Raw genomic sequence first — 22,350 nt, forward strand, 5'->3', positions numbered from 1 at the left:
AGGGAGGCCGGCATGAACCCCGTGTGGCACGACATGACACCGCTGCCGGACCTGCTGCACGACGAGCCGCGGGGCGGGCCGGTACGGCAGCGGCGGCCGGTCTACGTGGATCTGCTACCGCCCTGCAACGCCGGCTGCCCCGCCGGTGAGAACATCCAGGCCTGGCTCGGGTACGCGCGAGCCGGCGACCACGAGCGGGCGTGGCGGGCGCTGACCGCCGACAACCCGCTGCCCGCCGTGCACGGCCGGGTCTGCTACCACCCGTGCGAGTCCGCCTGCAACCGTGCCCACCTGGACAGTCCCGTGTCGATCCACGCGGTGGAGCGGTTCCTCGGCGACCTGGCGCTGGAACGCGGCTGGCGGTTCGGACCGCCGCCCGCGCCGACCGGCCGCCGGGTGCTGGTGGTGGGCGCCGGGCCGAGCGGCCTGTCCGCGGCCTACCACCTGGCCCGGCTCGGGCACCGCGTACACGTGCGTGACGCCGGCGCCGAGCCGGGCGGCATGATGCGGTACGGCATCCCGGCGTACCGGCTGCCCCGCAACGTGCTGGCCGCCGAGATCGCCCGGATCGCCGATCTGGGCGTCACCATCGAGTGCGGCAACCCGGTGCACGACCTGGAGGCCGACCGCCGGGCCGGTGGCTTCGACGCGGTGTTCGTGGCGGTCGGCGCGCACCTGTCCAAGCGGATCGACATCCCGGCCCGCGAGGCCGGACGGATCGTCGACGCGGTGAGCCTGCTGCGCAGCGTGGCGGCCGGTGAGCGGCCGGCGATCGGGCGGCGGGTGGCGGTGTACGGCGGCGGCAACACCGCGATGGACGCCGCGCGGGTTGCCCGGCGCCTGGGCGCCGAGGAGGCGCTGATCGTCTACCGGCGCACCCGGGCCCAGATGCCGGCGCACGCCGAGGAGGCCGACGAGGCCGAACGCGAGGGCGTGAAGATCAACTGGCTGCGGACCATCCAGGCGTTCGACGGCCCGGACCTGACCGTCGAGGTGATGGAACTCGACGCCGACGGCCGCCCGGTGCCGACCGGCCGCACCGAGACGCTCTCCGCCGACACCGTCGTGCTGGCCCTCGGGCAGCGCTCGGACACCGCCTTCCTGCGCGGTGTGCCGGGCGTGGAGTTCGGGCCGGACGGCACGGTCCTGGTGTCTCCGTCGTTCCAGACCGGCTGCCCGGGCGTCTTCGCCGGTGGCGACATGGTGCCGGCCGAACGCACCGTCACGGTCGGCGTCGGGCACGGCCGCAAGGCGGCCCGGCACATCGACGCCTACCTGCGCGGCCTGGCCCATCAGCCGGCGGAGAAGCATCCGGTCGCCGAGTTCGGGCTGCTGCGCCCCTGGTACTTCGGCGACGCGGGCCGCCGCTCCCAGGCCGAACGCGACCCGGCCGCCCGGGTCGGCGACTTCACCGAGATCGTCGGCGGACTCGACCCGGCCGCCGCCCGGTTCGAGGCCGGGCGCTGCCTGTCCTGCGGCAACTGCTTCGAGTGCGACGGCTGCCTGGGCGCCTGCCCGCACGACGCGGTGATCAAGCTGGGGCCCGGCGACCGCTACCGGTTCGACTACGACCGGTGCACCGGCTGCGGCACCTGCTTCGACCAGTGCCCGGTGCACGCGATCGAGATGATTCCGGAGGCCCGGTCATGACACGCGTGACGATCGACGGCAACGAGGCGGCGGTGTCGGTCGCCTACCGGCTCAACGAGATCTGCTGCATCTACCCGATCACCCCGTCGTCGGTGATGGCCGAACTCGCCGACCAGTGGTCGGCGGCCGGGCGGCCCAACGTGTGGGGCAGCGTCCCGTCGGTGGTGGAGATGCAGAGCGAGGGCGGCGCGGCCGGCGCCCTGCACGGCGCGTTGCAGAGCGGGGCGCTGACCACCACGTTCACCGCCTCGCAGGGCCTGCTGCTGATGATCCCCAACATGTACAAGATCGCCGGGGAGCTGACGCCCGCCGTCCTGCACGTGGCAGCCCGCGCACTGGCCACCCAGGGGCTGTCCATCTTCGGCGACCACTCCGACGTGATGGCCGCCCGCGCCACCGGCTTCGCGATGCTCGCCTCCGCCTCCGTGCAGGAGGCCCACGACCTGGCGCTGGTGGCCCAGGCCGCGACACTGTGCACCCGGGTGCCGTTCGTGCACTTCTTCGACGGATTCCGGACCTCGCACGAGCTCAACACCGTCGACACGCTCACCGACGACGACCTGCGCGCCCTGGTCCCGGCCGACCTGGTCCGCGCACACCGGGCCCGCGCCCTGTCACCGGAACGGCCGGTGATCCGCGGCACCGCCCAGAACCCGGACGTCTACTTCCAGAGCCGGGAGACGGTCAACCCCTACCATGCCCGGGTGCCGTCCGCGGTGCAGGAGGCCATGGACGCCCTCGCGGCACGCACCGGCCGCCGCTACCGGATCGTCGACTACCACGGCGCGCCGGACGCCGACCGCGTGCTGGTTCTGATGGGGTCGGGCGCCGAGACCGCCAGGGAGACCGTCGCCCACCTCAACGCCCGCGGCGAGCACACCGGTGTGCTGCACGTCCGGCTGTTCCGCCCGTTCCCGGCCGCCGAGCTGATCGCCGCGCTGCCGCCGACCGCCCGCCGGATCGCCGTACTGGACCGCACCAAGGAGCCCGGCTCGGCCGGCGAACCCCTCTTCCTCGACGTGGTCGCCGCCCTCGCCGGAAGCGGCCGGCCGATGCCCGGCGTGATCGGCGGCCGGTACGGGCTCGGCTCCAAGGAGTTCACCCCCGGCATGGTCGCCGCGGTGCTGACCGAACTGGCCGCCGCCCGGCCCCGGCCACGATTCACCGTCGGCATCGTCGACGACGTCACCGGCGCCAGCCTGCCCTGGACCGACCTGGACATCGAACCGGACGCCACCACCCGGGCGGTGTTCTTCGGACTCGGCTCGGACGGCACGGTCGGCGCCAACAAGAACACCATCAAGATCCTCGCCGCCGACGAGGGCACACACGCGCAGGGCTACTTCGTCTACGACTCCAAGAAGTCCGGCGGCCTCACCGTCTCCCACCTGCGGTTCGGCCCCGAGCCGATCCACGCTCCGTACCTGATCTCCAAGGCGGGGTTCGTCGCCTGCCACCACAGCGGCCTACTGGACCGGGTCGACGTGCTCGACCACGCCGCGCCGGGCGCCACGCTGCTGCTCAACAGCGACGCCGACGACGTCTGGCAGGCGCTGTCCCGACCGGTCCAGGAGCAGATCATCGCCCGGGGCCTGACCGTCTACGCGATCGCCGCCGACCGGGTCGCCGCCGCCGCGGGCCTGCCCGGCCGCAGCAACACCGTGCTCCAGACCTGCTTCTTCGCGATCTCCGGCGTGCTTCCGGCGGGCGCGGCGGTTACCCGCGTCAAGGAGGCCATCACCAGGACGTACGCCCGGCGCGGCGCGGACGTGGTCGCCCGCAACCACGCTGCCGTCGACGCCGCCCTCGCCGCCCTGCGGCCCGTGCCCGTACCAGGAAAGGCCACCACCACCCGGCGGCCGCCGCCGATCGTCCCGGACGACGCGCCCCGCTTCGTCCGCGAGGTCACCGCCACCATGATGGCCGGGCGTGGCGACCGCCTGCCGGTGAGCGCGCTGCCCGCCGACGGCACCTACCCGGGCGGCACCACCGCCTACGAGAAACGCAACATCGCCGACCAGGTCGCCACCTGGGATCCGCAGACCTGCATCCAGTGCGGGGCATGCGCGTTCGTCTGCCCGCACAGCGTCATCCGGTCCAAGTTCTACGACGCCGACCTGCTCGCCGGCGCGCCGGACGGGTTCCGGTCCGCGGAACTGAACGCCCGCGGCCTGCCGGCAACCGCCTACACCCTCCAGGTCTACCTGGAGGACTGCACCGGCTGCGGCCTGTGCGCCGAGGCCTGCCCGGTCGGCGCCATCGACCTGCGACCCCGCGAACCGCAACTCGAACAGGGGCGCGCCGCCATCGCCCACTTCGAGACGATTCCGTACGCCGACCGGTCCCGGGTCGATTTCGGCACCGTCCGAGGCGCCCAGTTCCTCCAGCCGCTGTTCGAGTTCTCGCTGGCCTGCACCGGATGCGGCGAGACGCCGTACCTCAAGGTTCTCTCCCAGCTGTTCGGCGACCGCCTGATGGTCGCCAACGCCACCGGCTGCTCGTCCATCTACGGCGGCAACCTGCCCACCACCCCGTGGACCCGCAACGCCGACGGGCGCGGCCCGGCCTGGTCGAACTCGCTGTTCGAGGACGACGCCGAGTTCGGGCTCGGCTTCCGGCTCGCCGCCGACCTGCACCGCCGCCTCGCCGAGACCCGGTTGCGGCAGCTGCGCGACCGGCTCGGCCCGGATCTCGTGGACGCGCTGCTGGACGCCCCGCAGCGCCGCGAGTCGGAGTTCGCCGCCCAGCGGGACCGCCTCGCCCAGCTGCGGGAACGCCTGGCCGGACTGGACCCCGCCGAACCCGCGGTCGCCGACCTGACCAGCGTCCTGGACCACCTGGTACGCCGCAGCGTGTGGATCGTCGGCGGGGACGGATGGGCGTACGACATCGGCGCGGCCGGGCTCGATCACGTGCTCGCCTCCGGCCGTGACGTCAACGTGCTGGTGCTGGACACCGAGGTCTACTCCAACACCGGCGGCCAGATGTCCAAGGCCACCCCGCTGTCGGCGGTCGCCCGGTTCGCGGCCGGCGGCAAGACCACCCCGAAGAAGGACCTGGCGTTGCAGGCCATCGCCTACGGCAACGTGTACGTGGCCCGGGTCGCGATGGGCGCCGATCCGCAGCAGACGTTGCAGGCGCTGCGGGAGGCGGAGGCGTACGACGGGCCGTCACTGGTCATCGCGTACGCCCACTGCATCGCCCACGGCCTGGACATGCGCGACGGCCTGACCCGCCAGCAACTGGCGGTGGTCACCGGCTACTGGCCGTTGATCCGCTACGACCCGCTGCTGCGCGCCGCCGGCGCCAACCCGTTCCTGCTGGACTGCCCCCGGCCCAGTCGGCCGCTGACCGACTTCACCGAGGGCGAGTTGCGCTTCCGGCAGCTGCGCGACACCGACCCTGCCGAGGCGGACCGGCTGGCCCGGCTCGCCCAGGAGGCGGTCGACCAGCGGTGGCTGCGGTACGAGGAGATGGCGGCGCACGGCCCGGAACGGTTCCCGGCCGACGCCCGCCGCTGACCGCCCAACGGCAAGGAGGTAGGGCGATGACACACAAGGAGATCCAGATCCTGCACCCCGTCACCGGCAAGGTGCTCCGCGTCTGCCACGGCCCGGACGCGTCGGGTCGCTGCCCGATGGACGGCCCCGACGGTGTGGTCCCGTGCGCCGGGTTGATGATCGCGCCGCCGCGGCCGGATCCGCCGTACTGGCCGCTGCGGATACCGTCCGGATACCGGTACTGCGACGTGCCGTGGAACGAGAGGGTCCGCGACTGCCTGCGCAAGGCGGAGAACTGCCGCCGGCGGTGGGACGCCGGGCTGCGCCGCTCCAACCTGCGGGTCCACTACCTGGCCGAGCACCGCGACCCCCGCTACCGGAAGATGTCTCCCAGCGACCTGGAGGTCACCGCCCTCTGGTACTGGCGGCTGTCCGGGACCGCGCAGGGCCTGCGACGGTCCGAGAAACGGGCCCAGGAGCAGGCGGACTCCTATCTGGCCGCCGCCGAGCGCCGCCGCGAAGCCGACCGCTGAGAACCGGGCGCCCCGGGTCAGCAGATCCGGGGCAACTGCTCGCCGAGCAGCACGTCGAGGACCCGCCGCGAACCCACCGCGGTCCGCACCACCACCGGCCCGTCATCGCACGCCGTCCCGATCCGGACCGCCTGGGCGCCCTCCGGCCGGTCCCGCATCGCGGCCAGCACCGCGTCGGCCCGCTCCGCGGCGACGAACGCGACCAGGCAGCCCTCGTTCGCGACGTACGCCGGGTCCAGGCCGAGCATCTCGCAGGCGGCCCGCACCGGCTCCGGCACCGGCAGGGCCCGCTCGTCGATCTCGGCACCGACGCCCGAGGCCGCGGCGATCTCGTTGAGCGCCGACGCCAGGCCACCCCGGGTCGGGTCGCGCAGCGCGTGCACGGCGTCCCCTCCGGCCGCCACCATCGCGGCGACCAGCCGGTGCAGCGGCCGGCTGTCCGAGACGAGGTCGGCCTCGAAACCCAGACCCTCGCGGGTGCTGAGCACGGTGACGCCGTGCGCGCCGATCGGCCCGGACAGCAGGATCGCGTCGCCCGGCCGGGCAGCCGCCACGGACGGGGCCACGCCCGGCAGGCGGCGGCCCAGCCCGGCGGTGATCACGAAGAGCCGGTCGGCGGCGCCCCGTCCGACGACCTTCGTGTCGCCGCTGACGATCGGGACACCGGCCGCGACGGCCGCCTCCCCGGCCGACTCGGCCACCGAGCGCAGCACCGGCAGCGGCAGGCCCTCCTCGACGACGTACGCCACGGTCAGCGCCACCGGCATGGCGGCGCGCATGGCCAGGTCGTTGACGGTGCCGTGGACGGCCATCGACCCGATGTCGCCACCGGGGAAGAACAGCGGGTCCACCACGTACGCATCGGTGCTCAGGGCCAGATCGGACTCCCCCACCTCGACCACCGCGGCGTCCTCGAGCGGCCCGCCGGGCGCGGCCGCGCCGAGCGCCGGAACCAGCACCCGGCCGATCAGCTCGGCGGACAGCCGCCCGCCGGAACCGTGCCCGAGCAGCACCCGCTCGGTCTCCGGCACCGGGGCGGGGCAGGTTCCGGTGGCCGGGTCAACGTGACGCATGACGGTCCTCCTGGCGGCGGCCAGCGGTGTAGTAGGCGGCGCAGGTGCCCTCCGCGGACACCATCGGCGCGCCCAGCGGTGTACGGGGGGTGCAGGTGGTGCCGTAGGCGGCGCAGTCGAGCGGCGTCTTCGCGCCGGTCAGGATGTCGCCGGCCACACAGTCGGGGTGCTCGCGCACGACGAGCCGGCCCACGTCGAACCGGCGGCGGGCGTCGAACGCGGCGAACTCGTCGGTCAGGGTGAGGCCGCTGTCCGGGATGGTGCCGATGCCCCGCCACGCCCGGTCGGTGACCCGGAAGACCCGCCGGATCGCCGCCCGAGCCGCGGTGTTGCCGTCCCGGCGGACCGCCCGCGCGTACTGGTTCTCCACCTCGTGCCGGCCCTGCTCCAGTTGCCGGACCGTCATCAGGATGCCCTCCAGCAGGTCCAGCGGCTCGAACCCGGTGACCACGATCGGCACCCGGAACTGTTCGGCCAGCGGCTCGTACTCGGACCAGCCCATCACCGCGCAGACGTGCCCGGCGGCGAGGAAGCCCTGCACCCGGCAGCCGGGGGCGCGCAGCACGGCCGTCATGGCCGGCGGCACCAGGACGTGGCTGACCAGGACGCTGAAGTTGGTGATCCCGAGGGCGGCGGCGTGCAGGACGGCCATCGCGTTGGCCGGCGCGGTCGTCTCGAACCCGACGGCCAGGAACACCACCTGCCGGTCCGGGTTGTCGCGGGCCAGGGTGACGGCGTCCATCGGCGAGTAGACAATCCGCACGTCGGCGCCGCGGGCCCGCTGGGCGAGCAGATCGGTACGCGAGCCGGGTACCCGCAGCATGTCGCCGAAACTGGTCAGGATCGTCCCGGGGGTCGCCGCGATCGCCATGGCCCGGTCCAGGACCTCCAGCGGGGTGACACAGACCGGGCAACCCGGCCCGTGGATCATCTCGATGCCACCGGGCAGCAGCTCGTCGATACCCTGCCGCACGATCGTGTTGGTCTGCCCGCCGCACACCTCCATGAGCGTCCACGGCCGGGTGGTGACCCGGCCCAGCTCGGCGAGCAGCAGCCGGGCCAGTTCCGGGTCCCGGTATTCGTCGATGTATTTCACGGTCCCAGCTCCCGTTCGAGGACGTCGCCCATCGCCCGCAGCACCGCCAGGGTGCGCTGGGCCTCGGCGGCGTCGACCACGCTGATCGCGAACCCGACGTGGACGATCACGTAGTCGCCGACCGCGGCCTCGGGCGCGTAGGCGAGACACACCCGTTTACGGACGCCACCGAAGTCGACCGTGCCGACCCGCAGCCCGTCCTCCTGATCGATCTCGGCCACCCTGCCGGGGATGCCCAGGCACATGTCAGTCTCCCCCGGCCAGCCGGGCCGCGGCGACCACCGCCTGCCCGTAACTGATACCGCCGTCGCCAGCCGGCACGTCCCGGTTGAGCAGCGCGGTCAGACCGGCCGTCCGCAGGGCCGGCGGCAGCGCCCCGGCCAGGATGCGGTTCTGCAGGCAGCCACCGGACAGGCAGACCACCCGGACGCCGGTGCTCTCCGCGGCCCGCCCGCACAGCTCCACGGTCACGTCGACCACCGCGCGGTGCACCGCGAGCGCCAGGTCGGCGGCCGGTTCTCCGCCGGCGGCCCGCCACAGCAGGGCGCTCAGGGTGCCGGACCAGTCGTAGACCCAGAGGTCGTCCTTACTGGTCAGCCGCCACGGCAGTGGTTCGGGGTGGCCGGTGGCCCGGTGCGCGGCCGCCTCCAGCAGGATCGCGGCCTCGCCCTCGTAGCCGTTGTCGTCGCGGATGCCGAGCAGACTGGCGGCGGCATCCAGGAAGCGGCCGGCGCTGGAGGCGTACGGGCTGTTCACGTGCCGTTCGATCATCCGCCGGACCACGGTCTGCTCGGCTGCGGGCATCCGGCGGCACAGCGCGAGCGGCGGGGCGTCCGGCAGCGGGAACTCACCGCCGTAAAGGTAGCCCAGCGCGGTACGGACCGGGCGGCGAACCGCGGCCTCCCCGCCGGGCAGCGGCGCGGCCCCGAACCGGCCCAGCCGCCGGAACCCGGTGTAGGTGGCCAGCAGCAACTCCCCACCCCACAGCCGGCCGTCGTCGCCGTAGCCGAGACCGTCGTACGCGACGCCCAGGAACGGGCCGTCGAGGCCGTGCTCAGCCGCGCACGACACCACGTGCGCGTGGTGATGCTGGACGCCGATCAATTGCGGCCCGGCGGCGGTCTCCCGGGCGTACGCGGTGGACAGGTAGTCCGGGTGCAGATCGTGCGCCACCACCTCGGGCTCGAACCGGTGCAGGCGGCTGAGCTGGGCGACGTTCGCCCGGAACGCGGCCAGCGTGTCCGCGTCGGCCAGGTCGCCGCCGTGCGGGCCGACCAGCGCCCGGTCCCCGCGGGCCAGGGTGAAGGTGTGCTTGAGCTGGGCGCCGACCGCCAGCACCGGCCGCCGGGCGGGCACCGGCAGCGGCAGCGAGCCGGGCGCGTAGCCGCGGGCCCGGCGCAGCATCCGGGCGGTCCCGGCGGCGATGTGCACCACCGAGTCGTCGTAGCGGGCCCGGATCGGCCGGTCGTGGCTCAGGAAGCCGTCGGCGATCCCGGCGAGCCGCTCCGCCGCGTCGGCGTCGCCGATCGCGATCGGCTCGTCGGCGCGGTTGCCGCTGGTCACCACGAGCGGCCGGCCCACGGCACGCAGCAGCAGGTGATGCAGGGGTGTGTACGGCAGGAACAGCCCCACCCGGTCCACGCCCGGCGCGACCGCGGCCACCACCGGGGAGCCGGTCCGGGCGGGCAGCAGCACGATCGGCCGGGCCGGCGAGGTCAGCACGGTCCACCCCTCCGGGCACAGGTCGGCCACCGCGTGCGCCGCCCCCAGGTCGGCCACCATCACCGCGAACGGCTTACGTGGCCGCTGCTTGCGACGGCGCAGCCGGTCCACCGCGCTCGCATCGGTGGCGTCGCAGATCAGCTGGTAGCCGCCGAGGCCCTTGACCGCGACGATCCGCCCGACCCCGATCGCACCGGCCGCCGCGGTCAGCGCCCGGTCGGCGTGGGCGGACCGCTTCCCGGCGTGCCAGGTGAGCCGCGGCCCGCACGCCGGGCACGCCACCGGCTCGGCGTGGAACCGCCGATCCGCCGGGTCGCAGTATTCGGCCGCGCAGCGCCGGCACAGCGCGAAGCCCGCCATCGCGGTGCGCTCCCGGTCGTACGGCAGAGCGTCCACGATGGTGGCGCGCGGCCCACAGTTGGTGCAGTTGATGAACGGGTACCGGAAGCGGCGGTCGCCCGGGTCGAACAGTTCCCGCAGGCAGTCGTCGCAGGTCGCCAGGTCGGGCGGCAGCCCGGCGAACCCGCCGGTCAACTCGGCGTCTCCGCTGGGCGTGACCCGGAAACCGGGCGGCGGCGCCACCGGAGCCGGGGCGACGATCACCTCGACCACCCGGGCGGCCGGCGGGGCCTGGTCGCGCAGCGCCTCCACCAGCCGGGCGACGGCCGCCTCCGGACCGCCCACGTCGATCAGCACATCCCCACCGACGTTACGGACCGCGCCGTCCAGGCTCAACCCGGTGGCGACCCGGTGCACGAACGGCCGGAAACCGACACCCTGCACGGTGCCACGGACCCGTACCGACCAGGCGGTCATGACGTCGCCTCCAGTTCACAGACGCGGTCGGCGACCGGGCTCACCGCGGCGGCCACCGGATCGCTGAGCCCGACGCCGAAGCCGAACTCCCGCCCGTACGCCACCAGCGTCACCAGGCGCCCGGGCAGCCGGTCCAGCTCCCGGGCCAGGGCCACGGTGGCGCCCAGCCCGAAACCGTGTCCGGAGGTGGCGGGCTCGCCGGATTCCGGCAGGGTCACCTCGTGCCACGCGCCGGCCGTGCCGCCGGACGCCACATCGATCACCACGGCGACGTCCGCGCCGGTCCACGCCTCCAGCATGCGGGCCGGCTCACCGTCGCTGACCCGCAGCTCCACCCCGGCGAGCCGTGGGTCGTGGCCGCGGCGTGCGGAGAGTTCGGCAACCACCCGGGGGCCGAAGCCGTCGTCGCGGCGGTACTCGTTGCCCACCCCGATCACCACCCGTCGCCCGTCCACGGTCAGCTCCGTTCCACGTGCAGGTCGAGGAAGTGCGTGGCGCAGGAGATGCACGGGTCGTAGTTGCGGATCGCCTGCTCGCACTCATGGGTGAGGCGCTCGTCGTCCAGGTCGAGCCGACCGGCCACGAAACGGGTCAGGTCGTCCTCGACGGCGGCCTGGTTCTGGGCGGTCGGCGGCACGATCCGGGCCGAGGTGATCAGCCCGTTCGCGTCCATCTCGTACCGGTGGAACAGGGTGCCGCGGGGGGCTTCGGTGGCGCCGTAACCGGCGGCGGCACGGGGTGGCACCCGTACCGCGGGGAACGGCGGGGGCTCGTAGGCGTCGATGAGTCGGATCGCCTCCTCCACGGCGTACACCGTCTCGACGGCCCGGACCACGATGCCGCGGTAGGGGTTCCGGCACTGCGCGCCCAGCCCGGCGGCCTCGGCCGCCTCCCGCGCCAGCGGCGACAGCAAGCTGTGGTTGAGGGTGTAGCGGGCGACCGGTCCGGTCAGGTAGCGGCCGCGGCCGGCCAGGTGGGCGTGCAGGGCGGTGGAGTGCGGCACCTGCTCCTCCACGACGTGCCGCTCGAACTCACGGACACCGAACTCCAGGCCGCCGGTGGTGACGATCGACCCGGACTCGATGGCGTACCGGTCCGGCTCGGTCAGCGCGAGCATCTCGTGGTCGTGGTGGAACGGCGGGAAGTCGAAGCCGGCCACCCACCGAACGGTGTCCAGCGCCTGGTCGAGGGCGGTGCGCAGGCGTTCCCGGAGCGGCGCCAGATCGGCCGGCGCCGGGGCCCGGTAGAAGCCGCCCACCCGCACGTTGACCGGGTGGATGGCCCGGCCCCCGATCGCCTCCATCAGGTCGTTGCCGGTCTTCTTCAGTGCCAACCCGCGTTCCACCAGGTCACGCCGGTCACGGGCCAGGTCCAGGGCGCTGTCGTAGCCGAGGAAGTCCGGGGCGTGCAGCAGGTAGATGTGCAAGACGTGGCTCTCGATCCACTCACCGCAGTAGAGCAGCCGGCGCAGCGCCGCGATGGCCGGCGGCACGGTCACCCCGCAGGCGTCCTCGATCGCCGCGCAGGCGCTCATCTGGTACGCCACCGGGCAGATCCCGCAGATCCGGGCCGTGATGTCGGGCGGCTCTGTGTGCCGGCGCCCCCGCAGGAACGCCTCGAAGAACCGGGGCGGCTCGTAGATCTCCAGGCGCACGTCCTCGACCACGCCGTCGCGGACCCGTACGTGCATGGCGCCCTCGCCCTCCACCCGGGCCAGTCCCGGCACGTCGAGGAGCCGGTCGTGCCGATGCGTCATGACGTCGCCTCCTCCGGTTCCGCGGCCGGGTCGAACAGCCGCCGCATCCGTACGATGTCCGGGCCGGACATGCCGGTGGACCGAAGCAGGTCCACCTGGGCCGCGTCGTTGGGTGTCTCGGCGGGGCCGAAGCAGCCGAAGCAGCCGCGCCGGAACGCCGGGCAGATCGCCCCGCACCCGGCCCGGGTCACCGGCCCGAGACACGGCTCGCCGTACGCCACGACCACGCAGACGTTGTTGCGGCGCTTGCACTCGAAGCAGACGCTGTGCGCTGGCAGGTCCGGTTTGCGGCCCACCAGCAGCGCGCCGATCGTCTCCAGCAGCTGACCCCGGTCGATCGGGCAGCCGTACAGCTCGTAGTCCACGTCGACGTGCGCCGCGATCGGCGTGGAGGTGGCCAGCGTGTCCAGATACCCGGGCCGGGCGTAGACCACCGAGGCGTACTCGGCGACGTCGGCGGAGTTGCGCAGCGCCTGCACGCCGCCGGCGGTGGCGCACGCGCCGATGGTGATCAGCACCCGGGACACGGCGCGGATCTCCCGGATCCGGCGGGCGTCGCCGGGCGTGGTGATCGAGCCCTCGACCAGCGAGATGTCATAGGGGCCCGGAGCGCTCGCCCGGGTCGCCTCCGGGAAGTGCACGATCCGCACCCGGCCGGCCAACGCCAGCAGCTCATCCTCACAGTCCAGCAGGCTGAGCTGGCATCCGTCGCAGGACGCGAACTTCCAGACGGCCAGGGTCGGCATCACAGCTCCCGAACGGTCAGCAGCGGCTCGGCCACCGGATAACCGACGACCGGGCCGTCCCGGCAGATCAGCAGCGGGCCGAGCTGGCAGTGGCCGCACCAGCCGGCGCCGCAGCGCATGGCGCGTTCCAGCGACAGCCACACCCGCTCCGCCTGGACACCCCGATCGACCAAGGCGCGGGCGGTGGCCCGCATCATCACCTCGGGACCGCAGACGTACGCCACGGCCCGTCCGGCGTCCACCCCGGCCGCCGGGATCAACCCGGTGACCAGACCGACCCGCCCCCGCCAGCCGGGTTCGGCCCGGTCCACGATCACGTCGACCCGCACGTGCGCCGCCCAGCGCCGCAGATCGCCCGGGTAGAGCAGCTCACCCGGGCGGCGCGCGCCGATCAGGACCGCCACGTGCCCGTAGGCCCGGCGGTCGGCGAGCAGGCACTCGACCACCGGGCGCAACGGGGCCAGGCCGATGCCGCCGGCCACCACGAGCACGTCGTGGCCGGCGGCCGCACCGACGTCCCAGCGGGTGCCGAACGGGCCGCGCACGCCTATCACGTCGCCGGACCTGGTCGCGCACAGCGCCCGGGTCACTGCCCCGACCGCGCGGATGGTGTGGATCAGCCGGGTGCCGCGGCTACCGCTGACAGAGATCGGAACTTCCCCGATTCCGTACGCGGTGAGCATGGCGAACTGTCCCGGCCCGAACTCCGGCAGGCCCTCGCCGTCCCGGTCGAGTTCGAGCGTGACCGTGTCGGCGGTGTCCTCCCGCCGCCCCGCCACCCGGTAGGGCAGCGGGATCACCCCACTGATCGTGGCGGCGGTCATGACGGCTCACCAGCCGGCGTCGGGGCGGCCAGGGCCGCGGCCTCGCGGGTGATGTCGATACCGGCCGGGCACCAGGCGATGCACCGCCCGCAGCCGACACAGCCGGACATCCCGAACTGCTCGTGCCAGGTGCCCAGCTTGTGACTGATCCACTGCCGGTAGCGGGAGGCGCCGCTCGCGCGTACCGGGCCGCCGTGCACGTACGAGAAGTCGACGCTGAAGCAGGAGTCCCACTGCCGCCACCGTTCGGTGTGCTCGCCGGTCAGGTCGGTGACGTCCGTGGTGCTGACGCAGAAGCAGGTGGGGCACGCCATCGTGCAGTTGCCGCAGGTGAGGCAGCGGGAGGCGACGTCCGCCCAGTGCGGGGACTCCCGGTTGGCCGCGATCAGCTCCGGCAACGAACCGTCCGGCATCCGGCGCGGCATGGTGACGGCGGCCCGCTCGACGGCGGTGTCCGCAGCGGCGACGTCTACCGGGCTCGCCGGGCGGGTCGGCAGCCGTGCGAGCAGGTCCGCGCCGGCCGGTGAGCCGGGCCGGATCAGAAAGCGGTGGCCGCCGTCGACCAACTCGGTCAGTGCCAGGTCGTATCCGCCGGTGGCGGCCGGCCCGGTGCCCATGGAGGCGCAGAAGCAGGTGGCTCCGGGCTCGGTGCACTCGGCGGTGACGACGAGGACGCCGTCGCGGCGGGCCGTGTAGACCGGGTCCGGGTGCTCGCCGTGGGCCAGCACCCGGTCCAGGACGGCGAGCGCGGCCACGTCACAGGGGTGTACGCCGACCAGGGCGTACCGTTTGGTGGGCGGTTCCGGGCCGGTGGCGATGATCCCGTCGGCGGTACGGTCGGTGGACCAGAGCCGGGCCCGGGGCGGGTGCAGGAAGTTCTTGACCGACTGCGGGCCGGCGCAGTGGGCGAAGCCGGCGCCGTCGGCGCGCTGCCGCAACCGGTAGTGGCCGGGACCGGTGTCCGCGCTCCAGCCCCACGGCAGTTGCGTGGCGCTGTCCAGCTCGGCCATCGTGACGGTGCCGTCGCGGACGGTCGGGCCGACGATCGTGTAGCCCCGCTCGTGCAGGACGCCGAACAGCACTTCGAGACCGGTGACGTCGATCAGCTGAGCGGATTCTGCGGTTCGCATGGCGCCTCCTCGGAGCCTGCGTGCCTTCACCCCTCACCGTGCGCCGCCTTCCGGTCACGGCACAGGGCCGGAGGTCCCGATCCCGGCGGCCGAAAGGTCCGCTCAGCGCTCCGGAGTGCGCAGCGGGTGGGCAGGGGCGTCGGGGGCGGCGATCGCCACCCCCGACGCCCGGGACTGACCCCTGCCGATCTCGCCGGCCCGCGGGCGCTCGGCCGGCGGGGCCTCCGGTCCGGTCGGCGGCGGCAGCGCCAGCAGCGGTGCCAGGCAGGGATCGGCTACCGCGGGCCGCATGACTCCTCCTCCATGTCCGGCGGTGCTCAGCCGACGACGAACACCGGGCAGTACGCCCGCTGCGGCAGCAGCCCGGCCGCCGGGGCAAGCACCGAACCGGAGATCGCGCGGTGCGCCTGCCGGCCGAGAACCACCGCGGCGGCCCGGCCGGACTCCTCGATGAGGGCGGCGACGGGATCGCCGGTGATGAGCCGGTGGCGTACCGGCACGCCGTCGCGGATCTCCAGGCCGCGAACCGGGTCTCCGGCGCCGGCCAGACGCAGCAGATTGACCTCGCAGCCGCGGGCCCGTGCCTCGCTGAGGGCGAAGTCGACCGCCACCCGCGCCTGCGGCGAACCGTCCGTCGCGACCACCAGCGGCCGCTTGCCGAACTCCGTCCCGGACGGCCAGCCCGGAATCCGGATCACCAGAACCGGACCGGCATGGTGCCGGGCGACCTTCCCGGCGACGCTACGGCCCAGGGTGGTGGCGGTCCGCCCGTGCCGGTGCCCCACCACGAGCAGGTCGTTCCCGGCCGCCTCGGACAGCAGGACGGACGCCGGGGCGGCGCCGGCCGCGAGCCGGGAACTCACCGCGACCGACGGCGCGCTGGTCCGCACCCGCTCGGTGAGCCGGCGCAGCAGCGCCTCCCCGGCCGGATCACCGGCGTGGTGCCGCACGGTGATCAGGTGCAGATCCCAGCCGTACAGCTCCGCCTCGACCGCGGCGTGGTCGACGGCGACGCAGCTGATCGGGCTGTCGTCGACGCCGACCAGCACCCGGCCGCCCCCGGGTGCCGGGTACGGCGCGGCTGTGGCCGGAGCCGGGCCGGGCCGTACCGCGTACGGGTCCGGGTAGCTCGCCGCGCCCAGGTACCTGTTGATCACTTGACTGAAGCGGTTGGGCTGCGTCACGGCATCGCTGTGCCGGCGCGCCTCGGCTTCCGCTCGGAAATCGCTACGGGTGGCCATGACGGCACCTCCGACAACGCCGGGGCCGGCAGCGTCGCCGGCGCCTCTACCTCTATGCCAGCACCCGATCACCTCCGGTGATAGTGCCGTTTGGCCCGCTTTGCGGCTCCCGCAGCCGGACCGCGGCGACCCCCCGGCACGGTACGGGCGAGCAGCGCGACCACCCGCCGCTGCTGCTCGTTCGGGTAGCGGCCGGTGACCACGGCGACACCGGCGTTCACCTCGGCGAACCACAGCCCCGGACGGCCGGCGTAGTCGTCCAGACGTGCCTGAACGTCGCCGTTGAGTGTGAGGTCGTCGCGGACCATCGATCTGAGGATGTCCCGGCGGCTGACGACGCCGACCACCGCGCCGCCGTCGACCACCGGCAGGCTGCGCACGTCGTGGTCGAGCATCGCCTGGGCGGCGTCGGCCACGTCGGCGCCGGGAACGGTGGTGACCGGGTACTCCGACATCACCTCCACCACGGTGCCGGGCCGGAACGTGGGCTCGGTGTCCGGGTGCAGTCCCGGGTCGGCCTCCGGCTCAGCGGGTACCCGGTGCCACAGCAGGTCCCCTTCGCTGATCATGCCGACCAGCCGCCCGTCGGCGCCGAGTACCGGCAGGGCCGTCACCTCGTATGTGGTCATCAGCTCGGCGGCGCACTCGACCGGAGCGTCGTGCCAGGTGAAGTGAACCGGGCTGGTCATGATGTCACGGACTCGCATGATGGTGCCTCCTCGATCGCGGGGTGGGATCCGCGGCGGCGTCGCCGTGCGCGGTAGATCTCGTCGGCGCCCCACACCAGCAGCGGGAACGGCGCCAGGAACGTCAGTTCCGCGCCCCCGAGGGCGGCCGTGCCGAACACCGCCTGCAGAGGCGGCAGGTAGATGAGAGCGGCGGCGAACGCCAGTTCGAAGGCGATACCACCGAGCAGCAGCCGGTTGCTGAACACGCCGATCGTCCGCAGCGACGCGTGATCCGTGCGGGACGCGAACGCGGTACCGATCTGGCAGGCCACGATCCCGGCGAAGGTCATCGTGGTGGCCCGGGCGTAGGCCGTGCCGGACAGCGTGACACCGGGACGCCAGCCGTTGCGCGCCAGCACGAAGAAGAAGCCGGCCAGCACCAGCACCGCGGAGGTGACCCCGAGCAGCCCCCAGGCCCGCCACAGCAGCCGGGCGTCGATGACACCGGCGCTGCGGGGTCGCGGCGGCCGGTCCATCAGCCCCGGCTCGGCCCGCTCACGGCCCAGCGCCAGCGCCGGCAGCGTCTCGGTGCCCAGGTCGATGGCGAGGATCTGCAGGACCGTCAACGGCAGTGGGACGGCCCCGCCGGAGAGCGCGAAGACCAGGAAGGGCACGACCTCCGGTACGGCGTGGGCGAAGATGTAGAGCACGAACTTGCGCACGTTGTCGTAGACCCGGCGGCCGGCCTGCACCGCCCGTACGATCGTGGCGAAGTTGTCGTCGGTGAGCACCATGGTCGCCGCTTCCCGGGCGACGTCCGTGCCGGAGCGTCCCATCGCGACGCCGATGTCGGCGTGGCGCAGCGCCGGGGCGTCGTTGACGCCGTCGCCGGTCATCGCCACGATGTGGCCCTCTGAACGCAGCGCCTCGCAGATGCGGAGCTTGCTCTCCGGCGACGAGCGCGCGAAGACGATCTCCCGGCCGTCGGCGAGCAGCCGGTCCAGGTCGGCGTCGCCGATCCGTTCCAGTTCCGCGCCGGTGACGACCCGGCGGCCGTCGCCGATGCCGACCTCGGCGGCGATCTTCGCGGCCGTGGGCCCGTAGTCACCCGTGATGACGTGCACGGTGATCCCGGCTCGATGGGCGGCGGCGACCGCCTCGGGCACCGCCTCGCGGGGCGGGTCCACCATGGCCACCAGGCCGAGCAGAATGAGACCGGTCTCGGCGGACTCCCGGCCGGCGGCGAGCACGGCGGGCTCGGCGATGCGCTGGGCCACGGCGAGGACCCGCAGGCCGGTCTGGGCGTACCGGTCGACGGCCGCCGACGTGTCCGCGCGCGCCGGCCCGGTCAGTGTGGCGAACCGGCCCGCGGCGTCCAGGTAGCGGTCACACAACGGCAGCACCGACTCCGGCGCGCCCTTCAGGAACAGGTGCCCGCCGTAGACCGTCGACATTCGCTTGGTACGCGGATCGAACGCGTACAGCGAGGTGCGCGATCCGTCCCGGTCGGCGGTCCGCACCGGCACACCGAGCGCCGCGGCGAGCCGCAGCAGGGCCAACTCGGTGGGGTCGCCGCTGTCCGCGGGCGCCCCGTCGCCGGCCAGGTGGGCGGTGGTGCACGTGGCCGCGGCCGTGGCCAGTTCCCGGGCGAGCCGGTCGCCGCCGGCAATGGCGGCGTCCCACTCCCGGTCGGCCACCCGCAGCCGGGTGACCCGCATCCGGTTCTCGGTGAGCGTGCCGGTCTTGTCGGTGCAGATCACCGTGGTCGAGCCGAGAGTCTCCACGGCGGACAGCCGCTTCACCACGGCGCCCTCGCGGGCCAGTTCACGCACCCCGGCGGCCAGCGCCAGCGTGATCGTGGGCAGCAGGCCCTCGGGCACGTTGGCCACGATCAGCCCGATGGAGAAGGTGATCGCCGCCGCCCAGCCGAGCCCGGCGAGCACCCCGATCGGCAGGAACGCCGCCCCGGCCGCGACCGCCACCGCAGCGATGATCCACGTGACTTTGCGGACCTGCCGCTCCAGCGGGCTGGGGTCGGGGCAGCCGCGCTGAGACAGGGCGGCGATCCGGCCGATCTCGGTGTGCATACCGGTGTGGGTGACCACCGCCCGCGCCTGCCCGGCGGTGCAGGAGGTTCCACTGAACACGAGTTCCCGGGCCTCCAGCAGGGGGCCCGGGACGTGTTCCGGGTCAGCGGTGCGGATGGCTGGCAGTGACTCCCCGTTGAGGGTGGACAGGTCGACCGCGACGGAGCCGTCGATCAGGCGTGCGTCGGCGCTGATCCGGTCCCCTTCGGCGATCTCCACGACGTCGCCCGGCACCAGATCCCGGACCGGGGCCTCCACCAGCACTCCGTCCCGGTACACCCGCGCCGACAGCGGCAGGAAGGCGGCCAGCGCCTCGACGGCCCGTTCGGCCTGCCGCTCCTGGACGAACGCGAAGGCCGCGTTCAGCAGGATGACCGCGACCACGGCCATACCCAGTGCCGGGGCGTGCCCGAACCAGGCCAGCACCGCGGCGACCATGAGCAGCACCGCCAGCGGCTGGGTGAACTGGGTCAGCAACTGCCGCGGCCAGCGCCGCACGTGGCGCCGGGACAGTTCGTTCGGGCCGTACACCGTCAACCGGCGGGCGGCCTCGCGGGACCGCAGCCCTCGGGGCGTGGAGCGCAGGTGCCGGAACAGTTCGGTCGGCGGTTGGCGTTCGTCGACCTCGGCCGGTGCCGTCATCGTCTGAGCCATGACTCCAGAGTTCGCCCGCCCGCCATCGCGGGGCAGGGCCGAACGTCACGGCCTCACGAAGGCGGCACCGACCGCCTACGGGTTGCCCCGGACCACCACGACCGGGCAGTGCGCGTGCTGGACGCACTGCTGGCTGACCGAGCCGATCAGCGCTCCGGCGAACGGGCTGTGTCCACGGCTGCCCACCACCAGCAGGCGGGCGCGGGCGGACAGATCGATCAGGACCTGTGCCGGGTGGCCGGGCTCCACTCTCTCCACCACCTCCAGATCCGGTGGCTCCTCACCGAGGACGCTGTGCACCGCGGTCGTCAGCACCTTCCCGGCGGCTTCGGCCAGATCCTCGTCGGGCGCGGTCGGCGCCCACCCGAAGTAGGCCGGAATCTGCCAGGCGGTCACCGCGTACAAGCGGCCTCCGGTCAGTTGTGCCTGCCGGGCCGCCCAGCGCAGCGCGGCCCGCGCCGACGGGGAGCCGTCCACACCGACCACCACGTCACCGATTCGCACATCGGACGAATCATGCTCGTCGAAACCGTGCCATCATCGACCTCCTGTTTCGTCAACACCTGCTGCCACAGTGCCCCGGCACGGCACCGCCCGAGCAGGGCCCAACGGCCCTGCCGATCCCGGCCGGCGCACGCCCACAGTGAAGGTGACTGCCGCCTCTGTGCTGGTCGGGTGGCTAGGGCCGAACAAAGGGAGGACACCATGAACGCGAGAGTCGGCGACCGCGTCGTCGTCGAAGCCATCCGTCTCGGCGGTGAACGGCGGATCGGCATCATCACCACCGTCGAACACGCGGACGGGACACCGCCGTACCGGGTGCACTGGCTCAGCGACGACCGCACCACACTCTTCTTCCCCGGCCCGGAAACACACATAGAAGCCGCCGCACGGTGACCGCACGGGTGAGGGCGGGGATCCCCGCCCTCACCACGTCCATCGCTGCCGGATCAGCTGGTCAGGTACACGGGGCGGTGGACTATCGCCTCGATGTCGGCGGCCGTCACGTCCAGCAACTGGTAGGCCAGATCGGCCAGGGCCCGCGCGGTGGCGAGCTCGTCGCCGATCTCCGGCACCTCCCGGTCACGCGGCGACCGGTAGGCGTCACCGACACCACGCACTTGGGGGCGGGCCTCGGTACGCAGCACGGCGACGGCACGGGTACGACTTTCGTCCTCGTGCTCGTCGATGGTGATCTCGACCGTCCAGGTCCGGGTGTGCATCATCAAGCACCTCCTCACGGTCTCTCCTCCCATACCACCCTTGCCGCGGCGTCTGTACACAGTGCTGTTGGTCCCGGTCCGGAACCCGAAGTGCCCTGGGAACCATCCGCCGTACCGGTGATGGTGGAGGCTGAGAACCGGAAAGGCGGTGTGTCATGACGGTGCTCGACCAGGCGGAGATGGTGCAGACCCACACCGCGGTCCTGACCCTCTTCGGGGACCGCGCCTACAAGCTCAAGAAGCCTGTCGACCTGGGCTTCCTCGACTACCGGCGGCGCGCCGACCGGTTCCGGCTCTGCCACCGGGAGGTGCGACTCAACCGCCGGCTCGCCCCCGACGTCTACATCGGGGTCGCCGACATCCTCGGCCCCGATGGGCTGCCCTGTGACCACATGGTGGTGATGCGCCGGATGCCGGCCGAACGGCGCCTGGCCACGCTGGTCCGGCAGGGCGCGCAGGTCGACGCCGACGTGCGCCGGCTGGCCCGGGTGATGGCCGTCTTCCACGGCACCGCCCGGCGCGGGCCGGCGATCGACGCCGAGGGCGGCCGGGCCGGGCTGCGCGGCCGCTGGGACGCCACCTTCGAGCAGATGCGCCGCTTCCACGGCGGGGTGCTCGACCGGGACGCGGCGGCCGAGGTGGAGTGGCGGGTCCACGAGTTCCTGAACGGCCGCGACCGGTTGTTCACCGACCGGATCGCCCAGGGGCGCATCGTCGACGGCCACGGCGACCTGCTCGCCGATGACATCTTCCTGCTCGCCGACGGTCCCCGGATCCTGGACTGCCTGGAGTTCGACGACCGGCTGCGCTACCTCGACGGACTCGACGACGCCGCCTTCCTGGCGATGGACCTGGAACACCTCGGCACGCCCGACCTGGCCCGGCGGTTCCTCGACTGGTACGCCCAGTTCAGCGGCGATCCGGCACAGGAACCGCTGCGCCACCACTATCTGGCGTACCGGGCGTTCGTCCGGGCGAAGGACGCCTGCCTGCGGCACGAGCGGGGCGAGCCGGACGCGGCCGCCGACGTGGCCTCCTACACCGACCTCACCCTGCGTCACCTGCGGGCCGGGACGGTCCGGCTCATCGTCGTGGGCGGCCCGCGGACGGCGGACCGGACCGCAGTCGCCGGCGGGCTGGCCGACCAGCTGGGCGCCACCGTTCTCAGCAGCGACCGCATCCGCGGGGAGATGGCCGGCCTCGATCCGCTGACGAGCGCGGCGGCCGGCTTCGGACAGGGCGTCTACACCACCGAGTGGACCGACCGCACCTACGCCGAACTGTGCTGGCGAGCCCGGCGCCTGCTCGAGCTGGGGCAGACCGTGGTCCTGGACGCGTCCTTCGCCCGGAACCGGCACCGGGAGGCCGCCCGCCGACTGGCGGCGTGCACCCACAGCGCCCTGACCGAGCTGCGGTGCACCGTCGCGACGCCGGCTGTCCCGACCCGCCCGGGCGCCCGCCGCGACACCGACGCCCTGATCGCCGACCTCCTGGCAACCGAGGCCGACGACTGGCCGCAGGCATGTCGCGTCGCCACCGACCCGGGGTCTCTGGACGTCGTCGAGGCGCTAGCCGCCATCGACGACGACCGGCCGGCGGTGACCGCCGGCCGGTGACCGATCCGCGTCTCG

At 73.6% G+C, this 22,350-nt stretch carries 20 protein-coding genes; 5 read left to right on the forward strand and 15 right to left on the reverse strand.

From position 1 onward, the window contains the following. The first annotated feature begins 12 nt into the window (after window positions 1–12). From BJ964_RS38655 to BJ964_RS38665, 3 genes are read left to right on the forward strand one after another with little or no spacing between them, the layout of a single operon-like run. Window positions 13–1,650: an NAD(P)-binding protein gene (locus tag BJ964_RS38655; RefSeq protein WP_188125285.1), complete on the forward strand. Its 1,638-nt coding sequence runs from the start codon at window positions 13–15 to the stop codon at window positions 1,648–1,650. After that, window positions 1,647–5,171, forward strand: coding sequence for a pyruvate:ferredoxin (flavodoxin) oxidoreductase (nifJ, locus tag BJ964_RS38660; RefSeq protein WP_188125286.1), 3,525 nt, complete (start codon window positions 1,647–1,649; stop codon window positions 5,169–5,171). The genes BJ964_RS38655 and nifJ overlap by 4 nt, the downstream gene beginning before the upstream one ends. A 26-nt stretch (window positions 5,172–5,197) precedes the next feature. Then, window positions 5,198–5,683, forward strand: coding sequence for a hypothetical protein (locus BJ964_RS38665; protein ID WP_188125287.1), 486 nt, complete (start codon window positions 5,198–5,200; stop codon window positions 5,681–5,683). Between the two features lie 17 nt (window positions 5,684–5,700). Here the strand turns inward: BJ964_RS38665 and hypE are convergent, their stop codons facing one another. The 14 genes from hypE to BJ964_RS38735 form a co-directional block, all read right to left on the reverse strand. Continuing rightward, window positions 5,701–6,756, reverse strand: coding sequence for a hydrogenase expression/formation protein HypE (gene hypE, locus BJ964_RS38670; protein ID WP_188125288.1), 1,056 nt, complete (start codon window positions 6,754–6,756; stop codon window positions 5,701–5,703). Next, window positions 6,743–7,852, reverse strand: coding sequence for a hydrogenase formation protein HypD (gene hypD / locus BJ964_RS38675; protein ID WP_188125289.1), 1,110 nt, complete (start codon window positions 7,850–7,852; stop codon window positions 6,743–6,745). The genes hypE and hypD overlap by 14 nt, the downstream gene beginning before the upstream one ends. After that, complete coding sequence (locus tag BJ964_RS38680) at window positions 7,849–8,097, reverse strand: HypC/HybG/HupF family hydrogenase formation chaperone (protein ID WP_188125290.1); 249 nt, start codon at window positions 8,095–8,097, stop codon at window positions 7,849–7,851. Before BJ964_RS38680 ends, hypD begins: the two co-directional genes overlap by 4 nt. Before the next feature lies 1 nt (window position 8,098). Then, on the reverse strand, window positions 8,099–10,390 hold the full coding sequence (hypF, locus tag BJ964_RS38685; protein WP_188125291.1) for a carbamoyltransferase HypF: 2,292 nt from the start codon (window positions 10,388–10,390) through the stop codon (window positions 8,099–8,101). Next, complete coding sequence (locus BJ964_RS38690) at window positions 10,387–10,845, reverse strand: hydrogenase maturation protease (protein ID WP_203832449.1); 459 nt, start codon at window positions 10,843–10,845, stop codon at window positions 10,387–10,389. The genes hypF and BJ964_RS38690 overlap by 4 nt, the downstream gene beginning before the upstream one ends. A gap of 2 nt (window positions 10,846–10,847) precedes the next feature. Beyond that, complete coding sequence (locus BJ964_RS38695) at window positions 10,848–12,146, reverse strand: Ni/Fe hydrogenase subunit alpha (RefSeq protein WP_188125292.1); 1,299 nt, start codon at window positions 12,144–12,146, stop codon at window positions 10,848–10,850. Continuing rightward, on the reverse strand, window positions 12,143–12,892 hold the full coding sequence (locus tag BJ964_RS38700) for an NADH-quinone oxidoreductase subunit B family protein (protein WP_188125293.1): 750 nt from the start codon (window positions 12,890–12,892) through the stop codon (window positions 12,143–12,145). Before BJ964_RS38700 ends, BJ964_RS38695 begins: the two co-directional genes overlap by 4 nt. Beyond that, on the reverse strand, window positions 12,892–13,716 hold the full coding sequence (locus BJ964_RS38705) for an FAD/NAD(P)-binding protein (RefSeq protein WP_188125294.1): 825 nt from the start codon (window positions 13,714–13,716) through the stop codon (window positions 12,892–12,894). Before BJ964_RS38705 ends, BJ964_RS38700 begins: the two co-directional genes overlap by 1 nt. Then, the gene (locus BJ964_RS38710; protein WP_188125295.1) at window positions 13,713–14,846 is read right to left on the reverse strand and encodes a 4Fe-4S dicluster domain-containing protein; all 1,134 of its coding nucleotides are present in this window, start codon (window positions 14,844–14,846) and stop codon (window positions 13,713–13,715) included. Before BJ964_RS38710 ends, BJ964_RS38705 begins: the two co-directional genes overlap by 4 nt. Before the next feature lie 102 nt (window positions 14,847–14,948). Then, entirely contained in the window at window positions 14,949–15,137 is a 189-nt protein-coding gene (locus tag BJ964_RS38715) for a hypothetical protein (protein ID WP_188125296.1), read from the reverse strand. Window positions 15,138–15,163: 26 nt separating this feature from the next. Continuing rightward, window positions 15,164–16,087, reverse strand: a complete 924-nt coding sequence (locus BJ964_RS38720; protein WP_188125297.1) for a universal stress protein — start codon at window positions 16,085–16,087, stop codon at window positions 15,164–15,166. Between the two features lie 68 nt (window positions 16,088–16,155). After that, the gene (locus tag BJ964_RS38725) at window positions 16,156–16,794 is read right to left on the reverse strand and encodes a CBS domain-containing protein (RefSeq protein ID WP_188125298.1); all 639 of its coding nucleotides are present in this window, start codon (window positions 16,792–16,794) and stop codon (window positions 16,156–16,158) included. Next, entirely contained in the window at window positions 16,773–19,496 is a 2,724-nt protein-coding gene (locus BJ964_RS38730) for a cation-translocating P-type ATPase (RefSeq protein WP_188125299.1), read from the reverse strand. The genes BJ964_RS38725 and BJ964_RS38730 overlap by 22 nt, the downstream gene beginning before the upstream one ends. Window positions 19,497–19,571: 75 nt before the next feature. Continuing rightward, window positions 19,572–20,000 (reverse strand): universal stress protein, encoded by a 429-nt coding sequence (locus BJ964_RS38735; protein WP_188125300.1) that lies wholly within the window; start codon window positions 19,998–20,000, stop codon window positions 19,572–19,574. Between the two features lie 201 nt (window positions 20,001–20,201). Between BJ964_RS38735 and BJ964_RS38740 the strand changes: the two genes are divergently transcribed. Continuing rightward, on the forward strand, window positions 20,202–20,393 hold the full coding sequence (locus BJ964_RS38740; protein WP_188125301.1) for a DUF1918 domain-containing protein: 192 nt from the start codon (window positions 20,202–20,204) through the stop codon (window positions 20,391–20,393). 53 nt (window positions 20,394–20,446) lie between these two features. On the opposite strand, the gene BJ964_RS38745 is transcribed toward BJ964_RS38740, so the two are convergent. After that, a complete protein-coding gene (locus BJ964_RS38745) occupies window positions 20,447–20,722 on the reverse strand; it encodes a DUF1876 domain-containing protein (RefSeq protein ID WP_188125302.1) in 276 nt (91 codons plus the stop codon). Window positions 20,723–20,874: 152 nt separating this feature from the next. Between BJ964_RS38745 and BJ964_RS38750 the strand changes: the two genes are divergently transcribed. Then, a complete protein-coding gene (locus BJ964_RS38750; protein ID WP_203832451.1) occupies window positions 20,875–22,335 on the forward strand; it encodes a bifunctional aminoglycoside phosphotransferase/ATP-binding protein in 1,461 nt (486 codons plus the stop codon). Window positions 22,336–22,350 lie beyond the last annotated feature (15 nt).

Origin of the sequence: Actinoplanes lobatus, assembly GCF_014205215.1 — a bacterium.
Lineage (GTDB): Bacteria > Actinomycetota > Actinomycetes > Mycobacteriales > Micromonosporaceae > Actinoplanes > Actinoplanes lobatus.

Bases quoted from the DNA above. Each gene is read 5' to 3' on its own strand.
- BJ964_RS38655 (WP_188125285.1), top strand. From the start codon at position 13: ATGAACCCCGTGTGGCACGACATGACACCGCTGCCGGACCTGCTGCAC.
- nifJ (WP_188125286.1), top strand. From the start codon at position 1,647: ATGACACGCGTGACGATCGACGGCAACGAGGCGGCGGTGTCGGTCGCC.
- BJ964_RS38665 (WP_188125287.1), top strand. From the start codon at position 5,198: ATGACACACAAGGAGATCCAGATCCTGCACCCCGTCACCGGCAAGGTG.
- hypE (WP_188125288.1), bottom strand. From the start codon at position 6,756: ATGCGTCACGTTGACCCGGCCACCGGAACCTGCCCCGCCCCGGTGCCG.
- BJ964_RS38680 (WP_188125290.1), bottom strand. From the start codon at position 8,097: ATGTGCCTGGGCATCCCCGGCAGGGTGGCCGAGATCGATCAGGAGGAC.
- hypF (WP_188125291.1), bottom strand. From the start codon at position 10,390: ATGACCGCCTGGTCGGTACGGGTCCGTGGCACCGTGCAGGGTGTCGGT.
- BJ964_RS38695 (WP_188125292.1), bottom strand. From the start codon at position 12,146: ATGACGCATCGGCACGACCGGCTCCTCGACGTGCCGGGACTGGCCCGG.
- BJ964_RS38700 (WP_188125293.1), bottom strand. From the start codon at position 12,892: ATGCCGACCCTGGCCGTCTGGAAGTTCGCGTCCTGCGACGGATGCCAG.
- BJ964_RS38705 (WP_188125294.1), bottom strand. From the start codon at position 13,716: ATGACCGCCGCCACGATCAGTGGGGTGATCCCGCTGCCCTACCGGGTG.
- BJ964_RS38710 (WP_188125295.1), bottom strand. From the start codon at position 14,846: ATGCGAACCGCAGAATCCGCTCAGCTGATCGACGTCACCGGTCTCGAA.
- BJ964_RS38715 (WP_188125296.1), bottom strand. From the start codon at position 15,137: ATGCGGCCCGCGGTAGCCGATCCCTGCCTGGCACCGCTGCTGGCGCTG.
- BJ964_RS38720 (WP_188125297.1), bottom strand. From the start codon at position 16,087: ATGGCCACCCGTAGCGATTTCCGAGCGGAAGCCGAGGCGCGCCGGCAC.
- BJ964_RS38725 (WP_188125298.1), bottom strand. From the start codon at position 16,794: ATGCGAGTCCGTGACATCATGACCAGCCCGGTTCACTTCACCTGGCAC.
- BJ964_RS38730 (WP_188125299.1), bottom strand. From the start codon at position 19,496: ATGGCTCAGACGATGACGGCACCGGCCGAGGTCGACGAACGCCAACCG.
- BJ964_RS38740 (WP_188125301.1), top strand. From the start codon at position 20,202: ATGAACGCGAGAGTCGGCGACCGCGTCGTCGTCGAAGCCATCCGTCTC.
- BJ964_RS38745 (WP_188125302.1), bottom strand. From the start codon at position 20,722: ATGATGCACACCCGGACCTGGACGGTCGAGATCACCATCGACGAGCAC.
- BJ964_RS38750 (WP_203832451.1), top strand. From the start codon at position 20,875: ATGACGGTGCTCGACCAGGCGGAGATGGTGCAGACCCACACCGCGGTC.